The sequence below is a fragment of the Microbacterium oleivorans genome (genome assembly GCF_001691565.1).
GTDB lineage: Bacteria > Actinomycetota > Actinomycetes > Actinomycetales > Microbacteriaceae > Microbacterium > Microbacterium oleivorans_B.
This window is the reverse complement of sequence record NZ_MAYO01000003.1, coordinates 268,316-287,768: the sequence shown is the minus strand read 5'-3', so window position 1 is coordinate 287,768 and position 19,453 is coordinate 268,316. Positions and strand designations below refer to the sequence as shown.

At 68.3% G+C, this 19,453-nt stretch carries 18 protein-coding genes and 1 tRNA gene; 3 read left to right on the top strand and 16 right to left on the bottom strand.

Features of this window, described 5'->3' with window-relative positions:
- Window positions 1-2 precede the first annotated feature (2 nt).
- Window positions 3-776 (bottom strand): hypothetical protein, encoded by a 774-nt coding sequence (locus tag BBA86_RS04110; RefSeq protein WP_065570413.1) that lies wholly within the window; start codon window positions 774-776, stop codon window positions 3-5.
- A 123-nt stretch (window positions 777-899) separates the two neighbouring features.
- On the opposite strand from BBA86_RS04110, the gene BBA86_RS04105 reads away from it, so the two are divergent.
- Window positions 900-2,912, top strand: coding sequence for a DUF262 domain-containing protein (locus tag BBA86_RS04105; protein ID WP_065570412.1), 2,013 nt, complete (start codon window positions 900-902; stop codon window positions 2,910-2,912).
- Window positions 2,913-3,005: 93 nt separating this feature from the next.
- Entirely contained in the window at window positions 3,006-3,185 is a 180-nt protein-coding gene (locus BBA86_RS04100; protein WP_065570411.1) for a hypothetical protein, read from the top strand.
- A 25-nt stretch (window positions 3,186-3,210) separates the two neighbouring features.
- Here the strand turns inward: BBA86_RS04100 and BBA86_RS04095 are convergent, their stop codons facing one another.
- The 8 genes from BBA86_RS04095 to BBA86_RS04060 form a co-directional block, all read right to left on the bottom strand.
- Entirely contained in the window at window positions 3,211-3,432 is a 222-nt protein-coding gene (locus BBA86_RS04095; protein WP_065572171.1) for a hypothetical protein, read from the bottom strand.
- Between the two features lie 86 nt (window positions 3,433-3,518).
- A tRNA-Gln gene (locus BBA86_RS04090) sits at window positions 3,519-3,590 on the bottom strand.
- A gap of 69 nt (window positions 3,591-3,659) precedes the next feature.
- A complete protein-coding gene (gene gltX / locus BBA86_RS04085) occupies window positions 3,660-5,174 on the bottom strand; it encodes a glutamate--tRNA ligase (protein WP_065570410.1) in 1,515 nt (504 codons plus the stop codon).
- 42 nt (window positions 5,175-5,216) lie between these two features.
- On the bottom strand, window positions 5,217-6,452 hold the full coding sequence (locus BBA86_RS04080) for an MFS transporter (RefSeq protein ID WP_065570409.1): 1,236 nt from the start codon (window positions 6,450-6,452) through the stop codon (window positions 5,217-5,219).
- Window positions 6,445-7,212 (bottom strand): fumarylacetoacetate hydrolase family protein, encoded by a 768-nt coding sequence (locus BBA86_RS04075; protein ID WP_018188089.1) that lies wholly within the window; start codon window positions 7,210-7,212, stop codon window positions 6,445-6,447. Before BBA86_RS04075 ends, BBA86_RS04080 begins: the two co-directional genes overlap by 8 nt.
- Before the next feature lie 3 nt (window positions 7,213-7,215).
- Complete coding sequence (locus BBA86_RS04070; RefSeq protein ID WP_020097180.1) at window positions 7,216-8,310, bottom strand: branched-chain amino acid aminotransferase; 1,095 nt, start codon at window positions 8,308-8,310, stop codon at window positions 7,216-7,218.
- A 49-nt stretch (window positions 8,311-8,359) separates the two neighbouring features.
- The gene (locus BBA86_RS04065; protein WP_065570408.1) at window positions 8,360-9,412 is read right to left on the bottom strand and encodes a 3-isopropylmalate dehydrogenase; all 1,053 of its coding nucleotides are present in this window, start codon (window positions 9,410-9,412) and stop codon (window positions 8,360-8,362) included.
- Window positions 9,413-9,446: 34 nt separating this feature from the next.
- Complete coding sequence (locus tag BBA86_RS04060; protein WP_065570407.1) at window positions 9,447-10,994, bottom strand: MFS transporter; 1,548 nt, start codon at window positions 10,992-10,994, stop codon at window positions 9,447-9,449.
- Window positions 10,995-11,052: 58 nt separating this feature from the next.
- Between BBA86_RS04060 and BBA86_RS04055 the strand changes: the two genes are divergently transcribed.
- The gene (locus tag BBA86_RS04055; RefSeq protein ID WP_026302971.1) at window positions 11,053-11,595 is read left to right on the top strand and encodes a TetR/AcrR family transcriptional regulator; all 543 of its coding nucleotides are present in this window, start codon (window positions 11,053-11,055) and stop codon (window positions 11,593-11,595) included.
- 70 nt (window positions 11,596-11,665) lie between these two features.
- On the opposite strand, the gene serA is transcribed toward BBA86_RS04055, so the two are convergent.
- The 7 genes from serA to ilvD form a co-directional block, all read right to left on the bottom strand.
- Window positions 11,666-13,270, bottom strand: coding sequence for a phosphoglycerate dehydrogenase (gene serA / locus BBA86_RS04050; RefSeq protein ID WP_065570406.1), 1,605 nt, complete (start codon window positions 13,268-13,270; stop codon window positions 11,666-11,668).
- A 122-nt stretch (window positions 13,271-13,392) separates the two neighbouring features.
- Window positions 13,393-13,734: a hypothetical protein gene (locus BBA86_RS04045; protein ID WP_223247020.1), complete on the bottom strand. Its 342-nt coding sequence runs from the start codon at window positions 13,732-13,734 to the stop codon at window positions 13,393-13,395.
- Window positions 13,735-13,738: 4 nt separating this feature from the next.
- Window positions 13,739-14,221 carry a hypothetical protein gene (locus BBA86_RS04040; RefSeq protein WP_065570404.1) on the bottom strand — a complete coding sequence of 161 codons (483 nt, stop codon included), beginning with the start codon at window positions 14,219-14,221 and terminating at the stop codon, window positions 13,739-13,741.
- Between the two features lie 107 nt (window positions 14,222-14,328).
- On the bottom strand, window positions 14,329-15,354 hold the full coding sequence (ilvC, locus tag BBA86_RS04035) for a ketol-acid reductoisomerase (protein WP_065570403.1): 1,026 nt from the start codon (window positions 15,352-15,354) through the stop codon (window positions 14,329-14,331).
- Window positions 15,355-15,399: 45 nt separating this feature from the next.
- On the bottom strand, window positions 15,400-15,909 hold the full coding sequence (ilvN, locus tag BBA86_RS04030) for an acetolactate synthase small subunit (protein WP_065570402.1): 510 nt from the start codon (window positions 15,907-15,909) through the stop codon (window positions 15,400-15,402).
- 2 nt (window positions 15,910-15,911) lie between these two features.
- Window positions 15,912-17,705 carry an acetolactate synthase large subunit gene (locus tag BBA86_RS04025; RefSeq protein WP_065570401.1) on the bottom strand — a complete coding sequence of 598 codons (1,794 nt, stop codon included), beginning with the start codon at window positions 17,703-17,705 and terminating at the stop codon, window positions 15,912-15,914.
- 41 nt (window positions 17,706-17,746) lie between these two features.
- Window positions 17,747-19,453 (bottom strand): dihydroxy-acid dehydratase, encoded by a 1,707-nt coding sequence (gene ilvD, locus BBA86_RS04020; protein ID WP_065570400.1) that lies wholly within the window; start codon window positions 19,451-19,453, stop codon window positions 17,747-17,749.

The following is a 19,453-nucleotide window of genomic DNA, read 5'->3' as shown; positions in this document are numbered from 1 at the left end:
GCTCAGGCCTCACTCATGGCGAGGACTTCCCGCTGACCACGGGCCGCGAGCGCGGCGGCACGAGCGGCGATGCGACGCTCCTGCTCAGCCTGACCGGCGTCGATGGTCTCCTGGTCGAGCGGAACGCTCTCGACGGTGTTCACGCCGTTGTACTTCTCCATGTAGGCGTCGAGCTCGGGGCCCGACTCCCACGAGGTGATGAGGCAGTACCGGGGAGCGTCACCCGGGTGGTACGCGGCGTGCCAGAGGCGCTGCGTGTCGATGACGAGCTGCGCGCCCGCCGGCAACGCGATGCGCGTCTCGCCGTTCGGGTCGGTGCGGTTGTCGCGCAGGACGAAGAAGCTGTCCTTGTCGTCGGTGAGGTTGAAGAAGCTGCGGACGACCCACCCGGTTCCGTCGGGGTTCAGACGGTTGTTGTCGTCCTGGTGCAGGTTGTACAGCGCATCGGCGTAGGTGTTCGGCTGCAGCTCGATGATGCGGCAGCGACCGACGTTCGAGCCGGGCTCGAGGGCGCGCTCGGTGAGAGTGGGAGCCTTCTCGGTCTGAGACGGGATCCAGACGCCGTCCTTGTCGGTGCGCGGCGGCTGGTGGTTCCAGAACCCGTTGCACTCGATCTCACCCTTCGCCGACGCGAGCGGCGCGAACCGGGTGTCGCCGGAGGACTTCCAGTCGACGTACTCGATGTCGAGCCATTCCTTGGGATCGATTTCCTTGCCGTACATGTCGAGGACGACGTAGCCGGTCTCCTCGAGCAGAGCACTCTTGATGTAACCCATGCGGATCAACCTTTCTGTCGGGCGAGCGAAGTTTTTACAGGCCCGACTTAGGTCAGCCTACCTAGCGGCTCTGAGACCGTCAGTAGACTCGACCGGGAAAATTCGAGGAGCGATTCGAGGAACATGAGCAGCGCCACGAACGTCGATGCAACCGCCGTCAACACGATCGATTGGCTCTCCGCCTCGGACACCACGATCGTCGTTCCGGTGTACCAGCGGCAGTACCGGTGGGACATCGGAGGGTGCGAGCAGCTGCTCGGCGACATCCGCGCCGTCGCCGCCAGCGACGATGGACAGACGCACTTCATCGGGTCGATTCTCTCCACCGCGAGCACCTCGGCCGACGAAGACGCGCACCTCGTCCTGATCGACGGACAGCAGCGCGTGACGACTCTGATGCTGCTGATCGCCGCTCTCCACCACACCCTCCGCGAGGACGATCCGGAGCTCGCGACCGAGCTCGAAGCCGTCCTCGTGCGTCGTGACGACCCCCTCCGGACGAAGCTCCGTCCGCACCGGGCGTGGGCGGACGTCTTCGAGAGCGTGGTCCTCGATCGTCGCTCTCCCGCCGACGCGGGCCGCGCGTCGCGGTTCGACGACAATTACGCGTTCTTCCGGAGCCAGATCCGCCCCGATGAAGCCGCGGCGATCTGGCGCGGTCTGCGCAAGCTCGAGCATGTATCGATCACCCTGGGCGCGGACGCCAACGCGCAGCAGATCTTCGAGAGCCTCAACTCGACCGGTGAGCCTCTCCGCGACCACGAACTCATCCACAACTACGTCCTCATGGGACTCTCGCACTCCGAGCAGAGCGAGATCGAGAACGAATACTGGCTCCCGCTCGAAGCGAACACCGGTGAGCAGATCGGGGCCTTCTGGCGGGACTATCTCGTGATGCTGACCGGCCGCGAAGTGCTCGTCGAAGGCGAGCGCGGTGTCTACGACGCGTTCCGGCACGAGTTCCCCCGCCTCGACCGCGAGACCCTCCTCGCGAACGCGACGCAGTGGCGGGAGCTGTCGGAGATCTACCGTCTTCTTCTGGAACCGGCGACGGCGACCGACCCCGTCATCGCCCGTCACTTCGCCGCCATCAACGTCCTCGGTCGCGGCATGTACCCGATCGCGATGCGGCTGTACCGCGACCACCTGCACGCCGAGCTCTCGGCATCCGATCTCTCGCTCGCCCTGACCCACGTCGAATCGCTGCTGCTGCGCCGGACGGTGGTCGGCCTGCCGATCGACCGCCTCGTCGCTCGGTTCTGCCGCGCGGCGGACGACGGCATGGACGCCCTGACACTGGCCATCGCTCGCATCACGCCCTCCGATGAGCGGACCCGGGTCGGACTCCGATACGGAGAACTGCCTCACGCGGGGTTCGTGCTCGCGCGTTTGGCGGGTGTCGACGCAGACGAGGACCTCGTCGTCGATCACGTCCTGCCCGCCGCACCGTCGGACGACTGGACCGGTGATGGGTCGCGTCGATGGGCGGATCTCAGCGACGATGAGCAGAACGCCCACCGGGCGCTGGTTCACACCCTCGGCAATGCGACGCTCCTCGAGGTGGACCTGGCTGATCGGGTCTTCGACGCGTCGTTCGCTCAGAAGCGCAGGGCGTACGCCACCAGCTCGGTCGCCCTCACCCGGGAGATCGCCGATGCCGAGACGTGGTCGACGCCGCAGATCGCGGCTCGCACCGAGCGACTGACCGCACGATTCATGGATGCCTGGCGTCGACCCGCTGTCGTGGGCATCGACGACGACAACCTGACGCCGATCCTCGACGCCAAGAAGCGTCGCGGATGGCCTCGCGGCTGGCAGCGGGAGTTCGACTACGTCGAGTACCGCGGCGAGCACTGGGACGTCCGGGACGTCCGATACCTCTTCAATCGCGTCTTCGCACGGTTGTGGGCGGACTCGCGCCAGAGCGTCGTCGACTACAGCGAGCGCCAGGGCGGTCCGGTGTACCCCGCGATGGCGTGGAACGGCCAGTGGGACCGGCTGGGCGACGGTCAGTACCTCTACCTCGGGTGGGACTCGAAGTACATGCTCTCCGCTGTGCAGGGAGTGCTCGAAGAAGCCGGCTGGGCGTCGGAGGTCTTCGTCAAGTACTCCTACATCGGCGACGCGATGCGCTGATCCGCATCGCCATGGCGCGATAGGTTGGGGCCATGCATGCGAGCCAACGCCAGCCCCGACCCGGGGCGGCGATCGAGAGAAAGGCTCGCATCCATGATGCGCTCACCCCTGTGCAGGCTGCTGTTCCGGCTCTTCGGACATCGCGTCTGCTGTCATCTCCCTGAATGGACCGCGCACGTCGGGCGCCCCTGGCGGCCCGTCGGCGAGGAACCCTGGAACCTCTACAACATCCTCTGGCGCATGCAGCAGTGGGTCTGCACGGGCATCGAGTGAGCCCGCGCACCTGATGCGCTGAGGATCAGTCGCCGTCGGCTCCGCCGTCCCCCTCGGGGGCGGCGGGGTCGACGGGGATCTCGATCCAGGTCGCCGTCGTGGGCGTCATGGACGAGAGGTCCGGCGTCCAACCGGCGACCACCGGACCCTCGCCGAGACGGTCGATCGGGTTCGTCGGCTCCAGCGGCTCGGACGGGAGTCCGCCCCATTCCGACGGTTCTTCGGGTCGCTGCGTGAAGAGTCCCATGGGACCATTGTGCGCCTGCGCGGCGAGCCGCGACAGCTCTCGCAGGAAAAGCAAAACCCCCGCCGGAGCGGGGGTTTTTCATCTTGCTGGGGTACCTGGACTCGAACCAAGAACAACGGAACCAGAAACCGCCGTGTTGCCAATTACACCATACCCCACTGGATCCGGCCGGAACCGTTCCGAGGGTCAAGCTTAGCCCACGGCGCGGTCCCGGCCAAACCGGGGCATCAGCCGCGTGTCGCCCGCAGCTTCTCGAGACGCGCGATCGACACGTCCTTGCCCAGGAGCTCCATCGACTCGAACAGCGGCGGCGACACACGACGGCCGCTGAGCGCGACACGGGCAGGCCCGTACGCCACACGGGGCTTCAGGCCCATCCCGTCGATGAGCGAGCCCGCCAGAGCTGCCTGGATCGCCTCAGCGTGGAACGCGTCGGCGGACACGCCCTCGAGAGCCTCGATCGACGCGGCGAGGACCTCGGCAGCGTTGGCGGGCAGCCCCTTCAGAGCGTCCTCGTCGTAGGTCTCGACGTCACGGAAGAGGAAGCCGAGCAGCCCAGGCGCCTCGCCGAGCATCTGCATACGCTCCTGGACGAGCGGTGCGGCCTTGGCGAGCATCTCGCGCTGCACGTCGGTGGGGGGTGTGCTGACGACGCCGGCACCGACCAGGTACGGGACCAGACGCGACGCGAAGTCGTCGGGCTCCAGCATCCGGATGTGGTCGCCGTTGATCGACTCGGCCTTCTTCTGGTCGAAGCGGGCCGGGTTGGGATTGACGTTCACGATGTCGAACGCCTCGATCAGCTCCTGCCGCGTGAACACGTCACGGTCGGAGGCGATGGACCAGCCGAGGAGCGAGAGGTAGTTGAGCAGCCCCTCGTGGATGAAGCCCTTCTCGCGCTGCAGGAAGAGGTCGGCCTTGGGGTCGCGCTTGGAGAGTTTCTTGGTGCCCTCCTCCCCCAGCACGAGTGGCATGTGCGCGAAGCGCGGCACGAAGCCCGTCACGCCGGCGTCGATCAGTGCGCCGTAGAGGGCGAGCTGGCGCGCCGTGGAGGGCATGAGATCCTCGCCCCGGAGGACATGGGTGATCCCCATGAGCGCATCGTCGACCGGGTTGGTGAACGTGTAGAGCGGGATGCCACCGGCGCGGACTACCACGAAGTCGGGGAACGACCCGGCGGGGAAGGTGACCTCGCCGCGGATGAGGTCGACGTAGGTCACGTCCTCCTCGGGCACGCGCAGGCGCCACGCCGGCTCGCGTCCCTCGGCGCGGAAGGCGGCCTTCTGCTCGTCGGTGAGGGTGCGGTCGTAGTTGTCGTAGCCGAGCTGCTTCGCTCGCCCCGCCGCAGCGTTGCGAGCGTCGATCTCCTCAGCGGTCGAGTACGACTCGTAGACGGCGCCGCTGGCGATCAGCTTGTCGAGCACCTCGCGGTAGATCTCGTGACGCTGCGACTGGCGGTACGGCTCGTGCGGTCCGCCCTTCTCCACGCCCTCGTCCCAGTCGATCTCGAGCCAGGTGAGCGCGTCGACGAGCTGACGGTAGCTCTCCTCGCTGTCGCGTGCCGCGTCGGTGTCCTCGACGCGGAAGATCATCTTGCCTCCGGTGTGCCGCGCGTAGGCCCAGTTGAACAGGGCGGTGCGGACCATCCCGACGTGCGGGAGGCCGGTCGGCGAGGGGCAGAAGCGGACGCGGACGTCCGAGCCGGAAGCGGTCGTGGTGAGGGGGTGCGGTGCAGTCGACATCACCGTCCAGTCTACGGCCGCGCCCTCGACCGCCCCGCTCGGTCAGCGACGCGCGTAGGGAGAGAGCACGGTGATCGCGATGACGACCGCGAGAGCGACGAGCGCGAGCCCGCCGTACCCGATGAGACTGAGGATGCCGCCGGCCAGCACGGACCCGACGGCCGCCGACAGCGTCATCGCCGTGTCGCTGCGCCCCTGCCGGCGGGGCCGGAGCTCGGTGGGCGTGGCCTCGGTCAGCAGAGCCGCGCCGCCCACTGTCGCGGCGCTCCACCCGAGCCCGAGGAGCAGCAGAGCGATGAGCACCGCGGTGGGCGAGTTCGGAGCGATCGCCGCGGTGACGAGCGACGCGGCGAGGATCGCCTGTCCGAGGAGGATCGTCTGCAGCCGACCCCAGCGATCCGCGAGGATGCCGAAGACCGGCGACAGGCCGTACATCCCGAACACGTGCAGCGCGATGGTGACGCCGACGATCGTGGTCACGTTCCGGGGGTCGAGGTGCGCCAGGTGGACGGGGGTCATGGCCATGACCGACGCCATCGTCACGTGCGAGCCGGCCACGGCGAACACCGCGTAGCGGGCCACGATCGGTCGGTCCACTTCCACGACGCGGGTCGCACCGGCATCCCTCGTGCGAGCGAGCTGCTGCGCGACCTTCAGGGGGTCGGGCCGGAGGGCGACGAGGTAGAGGATGAGGGCGAGCGTCTGCGCGACGATCGAGAACGCGTACGAGCCGGTGAGGGGCGGCATCCCGAGCCACTGACCGACCGCCTCGCCGGGCGTCAGCATGAGCGGGCCGACGACTCCGCCCACGGTCGTCGCCCACACCACGGTGCCGAGGTCGCGTCCGCGACGCGCCTGACCCGAGAGGTCGGTCGCCGCGAACCGCGACTGCAGGTTGCCCGCATTGCCGGCACCGATGAGGATGACGCCGACGAGGAGCAACGGGAAGAGGCGGAGCGCCGCCGCGGTGATGACGACCGCGATCCCGACGAGGGCCAGCAGGTTGCCGAGGGTCAGCGCACGCCGTCGCCCCTGCGCCGAGGCGAGTCGTGCGAGCGGGATCGCGCACAGGGCGGCACCGAGGGTGACGGATGCCGTCGCGAACCCCGACAGCGACTCCTCACCCGACAGGTCGGCCGCCAGCAGCGCCCCCAGTGAGACCGTCGAGCCGAAGGCGACGCCGCCGAGTACCTGGCCTGCGGCGAGGACGCCGACCGTCCGCCGCTGGATGAGGGCGACGTCGGGCGTCGAGAGGGTGAGATCTGCCCCGTCAGGCATTCCGCGCCGTGTTGCGCAGGATGCCGAGACCCGTGATCTCGACCTCGAGCACGTCACCGGCGTGGAACTCGCCGATCCCCGCCGGCGTGCCCGTGAGGATCACATCGCCCGGGAGGAGCGTGAAGGCCGCCGACGCGTAGGCGATGATGTCGGGCACGGAGTGCACCATGTCGGAGATCGGACCGTCCTGACGGACCTCGCCGTTCACCCGGGAGACGATGCGCGCGCCGCCGTCGAGGTCGAACTCGGTCTCGATGATCGGACCCAGCGGGCAGAAGGTGTCGAAGCCCTTGGCACGCGACCATTGACCGTCGGAGCGCTGCAGGTCGCGCGCCGTGATGTCGTTGCCGATCGTGTAGCCGAAGACGTAGTCGAGGGCCTTCTCAGCGGGGACGTTCTTGGCGACGCGGCCGATGACCACCGCGAGCTCGCCCTCGTAATCGGTGCGCTCGGACTGCGGCGGGCGGACGACGGCGTCATCGGGACCGATGACCGACGTGTTCGGCTTCAGGAACAGCAGCGGTTCGCCGGGGGCCTCGCCGCCCATCTCGGCGGCGTGGTCCCGGTAGTTCTTGCCGACGCAGACCACCTTGGAGCGTGGGATGGACGGGGCGAGGAGGGTGATCTCGGCGAGGGGGATCCGCTCCCCCGTCGTCTCGAACCCGGCGAACATCGGGTCACCGGCGAGCTCGACGACCTCCTTCTCGTCGATGATCCCGTAACGGATGGCCTCGTTGCGGCGGTAACGGACGATGCGCACGGCTCAGCCGTCCAGCCGCGTCAGCCAGCCGTGCACGTCTTCGGCGCGACCGTACTGGATGTCGGTGAGGTGCTGACGGAGCTCGAGCGCGAGAGTGCCCGTGGGCTGCACATCCTCGAATCCGGACGCCTTCAGCGCTCCGATCGGGGTGACGACGGCGGCGGTTCCGCACGCGAACACCTCGACGATGTCACCCGAGGCAACGCCCTCGCGCCAATCGGTCAGCGAGACGGGACGGCGCTCGACGCGGTGCCCGCGGTCCTCCGCGAGCTGCAGGATCGAGTTGCGGGTGATGCCGGCGAGGATCGACTCCGACTCGGGCGTCACGAGCGTCCCGTCCTTCATGACGAACACGACGTTCATGCCGCCGAGTTCTTCGACGTTGCCGTCCTCGTCCAGGAACACGACCTGGTCGCAGCCCTTCTCGTAGGCCTCGGCCTGAGGCAGGAGGCTCGCGGCGTAGTTGCCGCCGGTCTTCGCCGCTCCCGTGCCGCCCTTGCCGGCACGCGCGTAGTCCTCGCTCAGCCAGATCTTGACGGGGGTGACACCGCCCTTGAAGTAGGCGCCCGCGGGGCTGGCGATCACGTAGTAGGCGACCTTCTCGGCCGGGCGAACCCCGAGGAAGGCCTCCTTGGCGAACATGAACGGACGCAGGTACAGGCTCTGGTCGTCACCGGACGGAACCCAGGCGCCGTCGACGGCGATCAGCTCGCGGAGCGACTGCAGGAAATACTCGGCGGGGAGTTCGGGCAGAGCCATCCGTCGCGCCGACCGCTGCAGGCGGGCGGCGTTCTCGTCGGGCCGGAACGTGTGGATGGAGCCGTCCGCGTGGCGGTACGCCTTGATGCCCTCGAAGATCTCCTGGCCGTAATGCAGCACCGCGGCGGCCGGCGACAGCGAGATGGGTCCGTAGGGCGAGACGCGCGGGCGGTGCCAGCCGCCCTTCGACGACCAGCAGATGTCGACCATGTGGTCGGTGAAGTTCGTGCCGAACCCGGGGTTCGCGAGGATCTCCTCGCGGGCGGACGGCGATGCCGCAGCCAGATTCTTCGTCACCGAGAAGGTGAGCGGGGCGGCGGTCGAGTCGGTGAGGGTCATGTCATTCCTGTTCCTCGCGCGGTGTCTGCGCGACGCGCATCCAGTCAGATTACGCCCGGAGGCGTGCGGTGATGGCGTCGCCGACCTGCGCGGTCGTGCGGGTGGAGCCGTCCCTCGCCTCGATGTCCTCTCGGGCCGCGCGGGTGACGCGCTGGGCCTCGTCGCTCAGCCCGAGGTGCTCGAGCAGGAGGGCGACGGAGAGGATCGCGGCGGTGGGATCGGCGATCTGCTGTCCGGCGATGTCGGGCGCGGAACCATGCACGGGCTCGAACATCGACGGGAACGCGCCGTCGGGGTTGATGTTCCCCGAAGCGGCGAGGCCGATGCCTCCGGTGACGGCGCCGGCCAAGTCGGTCAGGATGTCGCCGAAGAGGTTGTCGGTGACGATCACATCGAAGCGGCCCGGGTTCGTGACCAGGAAGATCGTCGCCGCGTCGACGTGCAGGTAGTCTACGGCGACGCCGGGATGCTCCTGCGCGACCTCGTCGACGATCCGCTTCCACATCCCGCCCGCGTGGACCAGCACGTTCGTCTTGTGGACGAGGGTGAGCTTGCTGCGACGCTTCTCGGCCTGCGCGAACGCGAACCGGACGACCCGTTCGATCCCGAAGGCCGTGTTGACCGACGTCTCGTTCGCGATCTCGTACGGGGTCCCCGTGCGGATGGAGCCGCCGTTGCCGACGTACGGGCCCTCGGTGCCCTCGCGGACGACGACGAAATCGATGTCCCCGGGGTTCGCGAGCGGTCCGGATGCTCCCGGGTACAGCACCGACGGCCGCAGGTTGACGTAATGATCGAGTGCGAAGCGCAGCTTCAGGAGAAGGCCCCGCTCGATGTTCGCGTCCTTCAGACGCGGGTCCCCCGGCATCCCGCCGACGGCGCCGAGAAGGATCGCATCGTGCGATTCGATGGCGGCGAGGTCTTCGTCTGTGAGGGTGTCGCCGGTTTCGAGGTAGCGCGCGGCGCCCAGCGAGAACCGGGTCTTCTCGAAAGCGACCTCGGCACCGTCCGTGACGGCGTCGAGCACCTTCTCCGCTTCTGCGACGACCTCCGGACCGATGCCGTCTCCGGGGATGACGGCCAGCTTCACGACGCGCGACATCGCTCTCCTCGTTGTCGGGGTGGACCGCGCGCCGTCAGTGCTCGACGTGCGCGGTGCGGGTCCCCTTCAGCGTAGTGGCCGCGATCACGGCGGCGCAGACGACCAGTGCGGCTCCGATGATCGAGGTCACGCCGACGCCGGCATCGAAGGCGGACGCCGCGGCATCCACGACGCGCTGACCGAGCCCTGCGGGAAGCTCCTCCGCCACGGTGACCGCGCCGCCCAGCGTCTCACGGGCGGCGTCCGCCGCACCGGCCGGCACCCCGTCGGGCAGGACAATCCCGGAACGGTAGAGCGCGGTGAGGATGCCGCCGAGCACCGCCGTGCCGAGAACGGCCCCGAGTTCGTAGGCCGTCTCGGACACGGCACTCGCCGCGCCTGCCTTGGCCGGCGGAGCCGTCGCCAGGATCAGCTCGTTCGACACGGTCTCGGCCGCACCGATGCCCAGGCCGAGCAGCCCGAAGGCCGCGATGAGCGTGCCGAGGGCGGCCGCATCCGTCGACACGGCGATGACGAGGTACGCAGCGACCGACAGCGCGAGTGCGACGGGCACGACCACCCGCGGCGAGACCCGGCGCGAGATCGGGACGACAGTGAGGCCCGAGATGATCATGAGCACGAGTCCCGGGACGAGGGCGAGACCCGCCTGGAGCGGGCTGAGGGCGACGATCAGCTGCAGATGCTGCGTGACGAAGTAGAGGAAGCCGACGAGGGCGACGACGCTCAGTAGGTTGACGAGTAGAGCCCCCGTGAAGGCCCCCTTTCCGAACAGCCGCATGTCGAGCATCGGGGCTTCCGAGCGCAGCTGACGGCGGACGAACACCCAGCCGAAGGCCAGTCCCGCGAGGACGAGGACGAGCGGGAGGGCGCCGGGACCGTGGACCGCGAACTCCTTGATCGCGTAGACGATCGGCACCATGGTTGCCATGCTGAGGGCGATGCTGACGGGGTCGACTCGGCCCGGCTTCGGGTCACGGCTCTCGGGGACGAGGATCGGGGCGAGGACGAGGAGCGGGATGAGGACGGGCACCGCGAGGAGGAACACCGACCCCCACGCGAAGTGCTCCAGCAGGAGCCCTCCGACGATGGGTCCGAGCGCGGAACCCGCCGAGAACATCGACGCCCACACTGCGATAGCGAGCCGGCGCTGGTCGCGGTCGGTGAAGATGCTGCGCAGGAGCGACATCGTCGAGGGCATGAGCATCGCACCGAACAGACCCATCGCCGCACGGGCGGCGATGAGGAGCTCGGCCGACGGGGCGAAGGCCGCGAGGGCGGAGATACCTGCGAAGCCGGTCGCTCCGATCATGAGCAGCCGGCGGCGTCCGAACCGGTCTCCGAGCGATCCCATCGTGACGAGGAGTCCTGCCAGGACGAGCGGATACACGTCGATAATCCACAGCTGCTGCGCGCTCGTGGGAGTGAGGTCGCGGGCGATCTCGGGCAGGGCGAAGCTCAGCACCGTGTTGTCGACGGACACCAGGAGCACCGGCAGCATGAGCACCGCAAGGGCTGCCCAGCCCCGCCATCCCTGTCGCACGCCTGCCGCGTCGGCGACGCGGATCTCTTCCGTCAAGGTCATGATTTATACACCGTCCAGCCGGTATAGTAACAGAGTCGGTCGTCGAGAGGGAAGAGTCGTGAGCAGACCACCACGGGCGCGAGAGAGCGTGCTGGACGCGTTCGAGGCCGCCTTGATCGACGGCGGTGCCCGCGGCGCGACGATGGATGCCGTCGCCGCAGCGGCGGGCGTCTCGAAGGGCGGTCTGCTCTACCACTACGCTTCGAAGGAAGCGCTCGAGTCGGCGCTCATCGAGCGGATGCGGCGCCTCGTCGACCTGGACGTGGAGGAGATGCTCCGCTCCCCCGACGGGATCGTGGCGGTGTTCGTCCGCACGTCCGTGCAGTCCGACACCCCGCTCGACCGCGCGATCGTCGCCACGTCACGCCTGGCGCAGACGGGCCACGACGCGGCATCCGTCGCCCTCCGTGACGCGCGACGCGTCTGGGAGGATGCGCTCCGTCCTCACACCCGCGACGAGAGCGCACTGCAGCTCGTCCTGCTCGTGAGCGACGGGCTCTACTTCAACAGCGCGCTCGCCACCCAGGGCGTCCCGGGACCCATCCCGCAGGGCGACGACCTCGACGCACTCATCGCGCTCGTCGAGCGCGCCGCGCGCTGACGCACTCCCCTGTCACGAACGACCGCCGCACGCGGCGTGATGCGACAGGGGAACGAGGGATGCCGGTGCGTCAGACCTCGGTGAGCTCGATCTGGCGGAACAGGTCGGCCTGTACCGAAGCGCGGAGCTCGTCGAGCATCGGCTCGGGGATCGGCGAATCGACGGTCAGGACCGACAGTGCGCGGCCGCTCGCGTCGGGCCGCGCGACCTGAAGCCCCGCGATGTTGATGCCCGCTTCGCCGAGCTTCTGACCGTAGATCGCGACGATGCCGGGCCGGTCGGCGTAGCGCATCACGACGTGGTAGCGGTTGATCGGCACCTCGACCTCGTAGCCGTTGATGCCGACGACCTTCGGCACCATGCGCGTGCCCGCCAGGGTGCCCTCCACGGTGAGCACCGTGCCGTCGGACAGCGTGCCGCGGAGGATCGTGATGTTCCGGTACAGCGGGCTCTCGGACTCGACGATCAGTCGGGTCTCGATGCCGCGCTGCTCGGCGAACAGCGGCGCGTTCACGTAGGAGACGTTCTCGCTCACGATGTTCGTGAATATGCCCTTCAGCGCCGCCAGGCGGTAGACGCTGACGTCGTAATCGGCGAGCTCGCCGCGCACCTCGATGTCGAGGCTCGTGAGGGCGCTGGGCGCGAGCCCCGTGAAGATCTGGCCCAGCTGCTCGACGAGCGCGATGCCGGGACGCACGAACGGGTCGATGACGCCACCGGCGACGTTCACGGCATCCGGGACCAGGTCGCCTTCGAGCGCGAGCTTGACCGACTTCGCGACCGAGACACCCGCCTTCTCCTGAGCCTCTTCGGTCGAGGCGCCCAGGTGGGGCGTGACGATGACGTTCGGCAGGGACAGCAGGGGGAACGCCGTGCCGTCCTCCTTCGGCGGCTCGCTCGTGAAGACATCGAGTCCTGCGCCGGCGATCTGGCCGGTGGTGAGCGCAGTGTGCAGCGCCTCTTCGTCGATGAGACCACCGCGGGCGACGTTCACGACGTAGGCGGTGTCCTTCATCATCTCGAACTGCGCCGCACCGATCATGCCGGTCGTCTCGGGCGTCTTCGGCATGTGGATCGTGACGAAGTCGCTGGTCGTCAGAAGCTCGTCGAGCCCGAGCAGCTGCACGCCCAACTGCTGCGCGCGTGTCGGGGTGACGTAGGGGTCGTACGCGACGACCGAGACCCCGAACGCCTGCAGTCGAGCGGCGATGAGGGCGCCGATGCGGCCGAGGCCGATGATGCCGACCGTCTTCTCGAACAGCTCGGTGCCCGTGAAGGACGAGCGCTTCCAGGCTCCCGTGGCGAGCGAGGCGTGCGCGGCGGGGATGTGACGCGCGAGGCTCAGAATGTGACCGACGGTGAGTTCGGCGGCCGAGATGATGTTGGAGGTCGGCGCATTGACGACCATGACGCCGGCGCTCGTAGCCGCCTTGATGTCGACGTTGTCGAGACCGACGCCGGCGCGCGCGATGACCTTGAGCGACGGAGCGGCGGCGATCGCCTCGGCATCCATCTTCGTGGCGGAGCGGATGAGGACGGCGTCCGCATCGGCGAGGGCCGGCAGGAGCGCGGCACGGTCGGCGCCGTCCACGGATCGGACGTCGAAATCGGGGCCCAGGGCCTCGATCGTGGCGGGAGAGAGTTCTTCGGCGATCAGGACGACAGGCTTGGGCACGGCAGACCTTCGGGTACGCGAGTGTGGATCGCCACGAGTCCGGTCGGGCTGGGACCGACGACGGTACGCGGCACGGCCAGCCTAGCGAATCGGACAGGACGGCCCCGACCGTGTGACGCCGATCACGACCCGAACAAGGAGCTCTGGCTACGAACAGCGAAAGTGAGAATGTTCAGCCAGAAGACGCCCGCCAGGCCAAGCCCGATAAGAAGAACCACGGCGAGGTGCAAGAGCGGCCGACCTCGCGCGATCACGACCCCCGCTATGAAAACAATGATGGGAAAAACGACCGCGAATAGCAGGATCGCCCAGCCAGCGCCGGTCAACCCCTCCACAGCAACTGCCTGAGCGATGAGGAAGGCGACAGCCGTCCACACGGCGTATGCGTAGAACAGACCGAAGAGGCCGGCAACGGTGGAGCGCAGCCACGAGGGAGATCGGCGTCCTGTAAAAGTCGTCGTCACGAGATCACACTCCACTCACGAAGGGCCAGGGCAGCAGCAGAAAGACGCCGGCCACGAGCCACACGAACCGCACCCAGCTCGCCGACGCTTGCGTCAGGAGCATGGTGCCGCCGAACCACAGCGCCGGAGCAGCGACGGCAAGCCACTGGGCAGGAACGACCGCGCTGGGTGCGAGGAACGGCGAGAGCACGAGAGCAGTTCTCGCCCCGCCGAGGATCCAACCCACCGTGTAGAGGAGGTAGATGCCCCCCAGAAGTCCGAGCGAGACCAGTGCGACGTTGCCGAGGGATGCTGGAGGCTCCGCCTCGCCGACCGGCTCGTCCTGCGCGGGCTCCGCCCCGGTGGCGGCCGGTTCACTCCCCTTGCCGACGGTCCGCCATCCGCTCGGCAGAGCCGCGTCGGCGCGCTCTGGACGGGGCGGTCGCGTCGGGGAATCGTCGCCTTCCCAGCGGAAGGCGTCCTCGTCGTCTCGGGGGTCGGAAGGCACCTCCCGAGTCTACCGACGCCGAAGGCCCGACCCCTTGTAAGGGTCGGGCCTCCGTGGCTCATGTCAAGCCGGTCCCGGCGGATGCGCCGAGGGCGGGATGCCGAGGGTCAGCGCGCGGCGGAGCCTTCGGTGTAGTCCGAGTCCTGCTGCTTCCACGCGAAGAGCGCGCGCAGGTCCTTGCCGACGGCCTCGATCGGGTGCGCGGCGGCCTTGGCACGAAGCTCCTGGAACTCCACGGCGCCGTTGTCCTGGTCGTCGATGAAGCGCTTGGCGAAGGCGCCCGACTGGATGTCGCCGAGGACGGCCTTCATGTTCTCCTTGACGCTCGGGTCGATGACGCGCGGGCCCGAGACGTAGTCGCCGTACTCGGCCGTGTCGGAGACCGACCAGCGCTGCTTGGCGATGCCGCCCTCCCACATGAGGTCGACGATGAGCTTCAGCTCGTGGAGCACCTCGAAGTAGGCGATCTCGGGCTGGTATCCGGCCTCGGACAGCGTCTCGAAGCCGTACTGCACGAGCTGCGACACTCCGCCGCAGAGGACGGCCTGCTCGCCGAACAGGTCGGTCTCGGTCTCTTCGGTGAAGGTCGTCTTGATGACGCCCGCACGGGTTCCGCCGATGGCCTTCGCGTACGAGAGCGCGACGCTCCAGGCCTGGCCCGAGGCGTCCTTCTCGACGGCGATGATGTCGGGGATGCCGCGGCCCGCGACGAACTCGCGGCGCACCGTGTGGCCGGGGGCCTTGGGGGCGACGAGGATGACGTCGACGTCGTCGGGGACCTCGATGTAGCCGAAGCGCACGTTGAAGCCGTGAGCGAAGGCGAGCGTCTTGCCCGCGGCGAGGTGCGGCTTGATCTCGTCGTTGAAGATGCCGCGCTGGTGCTGGTCGGGCGCGAGGATCATGATGAGGTCGGCCCACTCGGCGGCATCCGCGACGGACTTCACCTGGAAGCCGTCCTCCTCCGCCTTGGGAGCGGACTTCGAGCCGTCCTTGAGGGCGATGACGACCTCGACGCCGGAGTCGCGGAGGTTCTGGGCGTGGGCGTGGCCCTGCGAGCCGTACCCGACGATGGCGACCTTCTTGCCCTGGATGAGCGAGATGTCGGCGTCGGCGTCGTAGAGGATCTCAGCCATGTTCGTGTGTGTCTCCTTGTAGATGTCGGTAGAGAAGTGCTGGGGTCAGCCGCGCAGGACGCGCTCGGTGATGCTCTTGCCGCCGCGGCCGATGGCGACCATGCCGGACTGCGCGAGCTCCTTCACACCGAAGGGCTCGAGCGCCTTGAGGAACGCGTCGACCTTGCCGCGGTCACCGGTGACCTCCACCACGAGCGCGTCGGTGGCGTAGTCCACGACCGAGGCGCGGAAGAGGTTGACGACCTCGATGACGTTCGAGCGCGTCTGGTTGTCGGCGCGGACCTTCACGAGCATGTGCTCGCGCTGGACCGAGGTCGAGTAGTCGAGCTCGACGATCTTGATGACGTTCACCAGCTTGTTCAGCTGCTTCGTCACCTGCTCGAGCGGCAACTCCTCGACGTCGACGACCACCGTGATGCGGGAGAGCCCGGGCACCTCGGTGACGCCCACGGCGAGGGAGTCGATGTTGAAGCCGCGACGGGCGAACAGGCCCGCCACGCGGGTCAGCAGACCGGGCTTGTCCTCCACGAGGAGGCTCAGGACGTGCTTGCTCATCGTCAGTCCCCCTGCTCGAACGCCGGCGCGTGCTCTCGCGCGTACTGGATGTAGCTGTTGCTGACGCCCTGCGGCACCATCGGCCACACCATCGCATCGGCGCTCACGACGAAGTCGATCACGACGGGACGGTCGTTCGTCTCGAGCGCGGTCCGAATAGCGGCATCCACGTCCTCGGCTTTCTCGACGCGGATGCCGAGGCAGCCGTACGCCTCGGCGAGCTTCACGAAGTCCGGAATGCGGATGCTGTCGTGGCCCGTGTTGAGGTCGGTGTTCGAGTGGCGCCCGTCGTAGAACAGGGTCTGCCACTGGCGCACCATGCCGAGGGACGAGTTGTTGATGATCGCGACCTTGATCGGGATGTTGTTGATCGCGCAGGTCGCGAGCTCCTGATTGGTCATCTGGAAGCAGCCGTCGCCGTCGATCGCCCACACGGCGCGATCGGGCTGGGCGACCTTCGCGCCCATCGCGGCGGGAACCGCGTAGCCCATCGTCCCGGCGCCGCCGGAGTTGAGCCAGGCGTTGGGACGCTCGTACCCGATGAACTGCGCGGCCCACATCTGGTGCTGACCGACGCCCGAGGCGAAGACGCCTTCCGGTCCGGTGAGTTCGCCGATGCGCTGGATGACGTGCTGCGGTGACATCAGGCCGTCGGTCGTCGGCGCGTACCCGAGCGGGAACTCGGTGCGGAGCCCCTCGAGGTAGGACCACCACTCCGAGATGTCGGGCCCGTCGACGCCCGCGAAGGCTGCGTCGAGGTCGACGAGGACATCCTTCAGGTCGCCGACGATCGGTACGTCGGCCGTGCGGATCTTCGAGATCTCGGCGGGGTCGATGTCGACGTGGATGACCTTGGCGTCGGGGGCGAACAGTGCCGCCTTACCGGTGACCCGGTCGTCGAACCGCGCGCCGAGCGCGATGAGGAGGTCGGACTCCTGCAGGGCGAGGACGGCGGGGACCGTGCCGTGCATGCCCGGCATGCCCAGCTGCTGCGGGTGGGAGTCGGGGAACGCGCCGCGGGCCATGAGCGTCGTCACGACCGGCGCACCGGTCGCCTCTGCGAACCGACGGAGCTCCGCGGCGGCTCCGGCACGGACCACGCCGCCACCGACGTACAGCACCGGCTTCTTCGCTTCCGCGATCAGCTGCGCGGCAGCCTGGATCTGCTTGCCGTGCGCCTTGGTGACGGGGCGGTACCCGGGCAGGTCGACCTTCGGCGGCCAGACGAACGGCGCCTTGGCCTGCTGCGCATCTTTCGTGATGTCGACGAGGACAGGACCGGGGCGACCGGTCGAGGCGATCTCGAACGCCGCCGCGATGGCACCGGGGATCTCGGCAGGGTCCTTCACGAGGAAGGAGTGCTTCGTGATCGGCATCGTGATGCCCACGATGTCGGCCTCCTGGAAGGCATCCGTCCCCATCAGGGTCGAGTACACCTGCCCGGTGATGCAGACGATGGGCATCGAGTCCATGTACGCGTCCGCGATCGCGGTGACGAGGTTCGTGGCTCCCGGGCCCGACGTCGCGATGGCGACGCCGACACGACCGGATGCCGCGGCGTACCCCTCGGCGGCGTGACCGGCGCCCTGCTCGTGGCGGACCAGGATGTGACGCAGATCGGTGGAGTCCATCAGCGGGTCGTAGACCTCGATGATGGCGCCGCCGGGGAGCCCGAAGACGTCGGTGACGCCCAGGAGCTCCAGCGAGCGGACGACGGCCTGTGCTCCGGTGAGCAGAGGCGTGGACGCGCCTCCGGCCGGTGGCCGGGGCACAGCGGCGACGGTGTCAGAAGACATGAGAGAGACCTCTGTGGTGATGGATGACGAGTGTGTGGGGCCTAGCCCGTCGTCGCGCCCTCCGCAGCGGAGCGCACGAGCTTCGAGTACTTGGCCAACACGCCACGGGTATAGCGCGGGGGAAGGGGCTCCCAGCCCTCACGGCGGGAGTTCAGCTCGGCTTCGTCGACGAGTAGGTCGAGAGAACGAGCCGCGATATCGACCCGTATCAGATCACCATCGCGCACGAAGGCGATGGGACCAGCGTCCACCGCTTCGGGTGCTATGTGGCCGATGCACAGGCCGGTTGTGCCGCCTGAGAATCGTCCGTCCGTCAACAGTAGTACATCTTTTCCGAGGCCAGCGCCCTTGATGGCGGCGGTCACGGCGAGCATCTCGCGCATGCCGGGACCGCCCTTGGGGCCTTCGTAGCGGATGACGACGACGTCGCCCGCGGCGATGCGTCCCTCTTCGAGGGCGTCCATCGCGGCGCGCTCGCGCTCGAAGACCCGGGCGGGTCCCTCGAAGACGGCGGCGTCGAACCCGGCGGTCTTCACGACCGCGCCTTCGGGGGCCATCGACCCGTGGAGGATCGTGATCCCCCCGGTCGCGTGGATCGGGTCGTCGAATGTGTGGATGACGGTGCCGTCGATCGGGTCCGGGTCGAGGTCACTTAGGTTCTCGGCGAGGGTCTTACCGGTGACGGTGAGCGCATCGCCGTGCAGGAGGCCCTCATCGAGCATCGCCTTCATGATGACCGGGATGCCGCCGTGCCGGTCGACATCGTTCATGACGTACTTCCCGAACGGCTTCATGTCGGCGACGTGCGGGACCTTGTCGCCGATGCGGTTGAAGTCGTGGAGGGTCAGGTCGACCTCGGCTTCACGCGCGATGGCGAGCAGGTGCAGGACGACGTTCGTCGATCCGCCGAGCGCCATCGCCAGCGCGATCGCGTTCTCGAACGACTCCTTCGTGAGGATGTCTCGGGTCGTGATGCCCTGACGGAGCAGGTTCACGACGGCCTCGCCGGAGCGGTGCGCGAAGTAGTCGCGGCGGCGGTCGGCGGAGGGCGGGGCCGCGGAGCCGGGCAGGCTGAGGCCCAGAGCCTCGGCGACCGACGCCATCGTGTTCGCCGTGTACATCCCGCCGCACGCCCCTTCGCCGGGCGCGATCGCGCACTCGATGCGCTTGAGGTCGGCTTCGCTCATCTTGCCGGCAAGGCACGCTCCGACCGCCTCGAAGGAGTCGATGATCGTGACGTCCTTCTCGGTGCCGTCGCTGAGTTTGACCCAGCCCGGCGCGATCGAGCCGGCATAGAGGAAGACGCTGGAGAGGTCGAGGCGAGCCGAGGCCATCAGCATGCCGGGGATCGACTTGTCGCAACCGGCGAGCAGGACCGAGCCGTCGAGTCGCTCGGCCATCATGACGGTTTCGACGGAGTCCGCAATGACCTCACGACTGACGAGCGAGAAGTGCATGCCCTCGTGGCCCATCGAGATACCGTCGGAGACGGAGATGGTGCCGAACTGGAGCGGGTAGCCGCCACCGGCGTGCACGCCCTCTTTAGCACCCTGCGCAAGCCGGTCGAGGCTCAGATTGCACGGCGTGATCTCGTTCCAGCTCGAGGCGATGCCGATCTGGGGCTTGTCCCAGTCCTCATCGCCCATACCGACCGCACGGAGCATTCCGCGTGACGTGGTGGCTTCGATGCCGTCGGTCACCGCGCGACTGCGGGGCTTGATATCGATGTTCTCGTCGGTTGAGGGCAT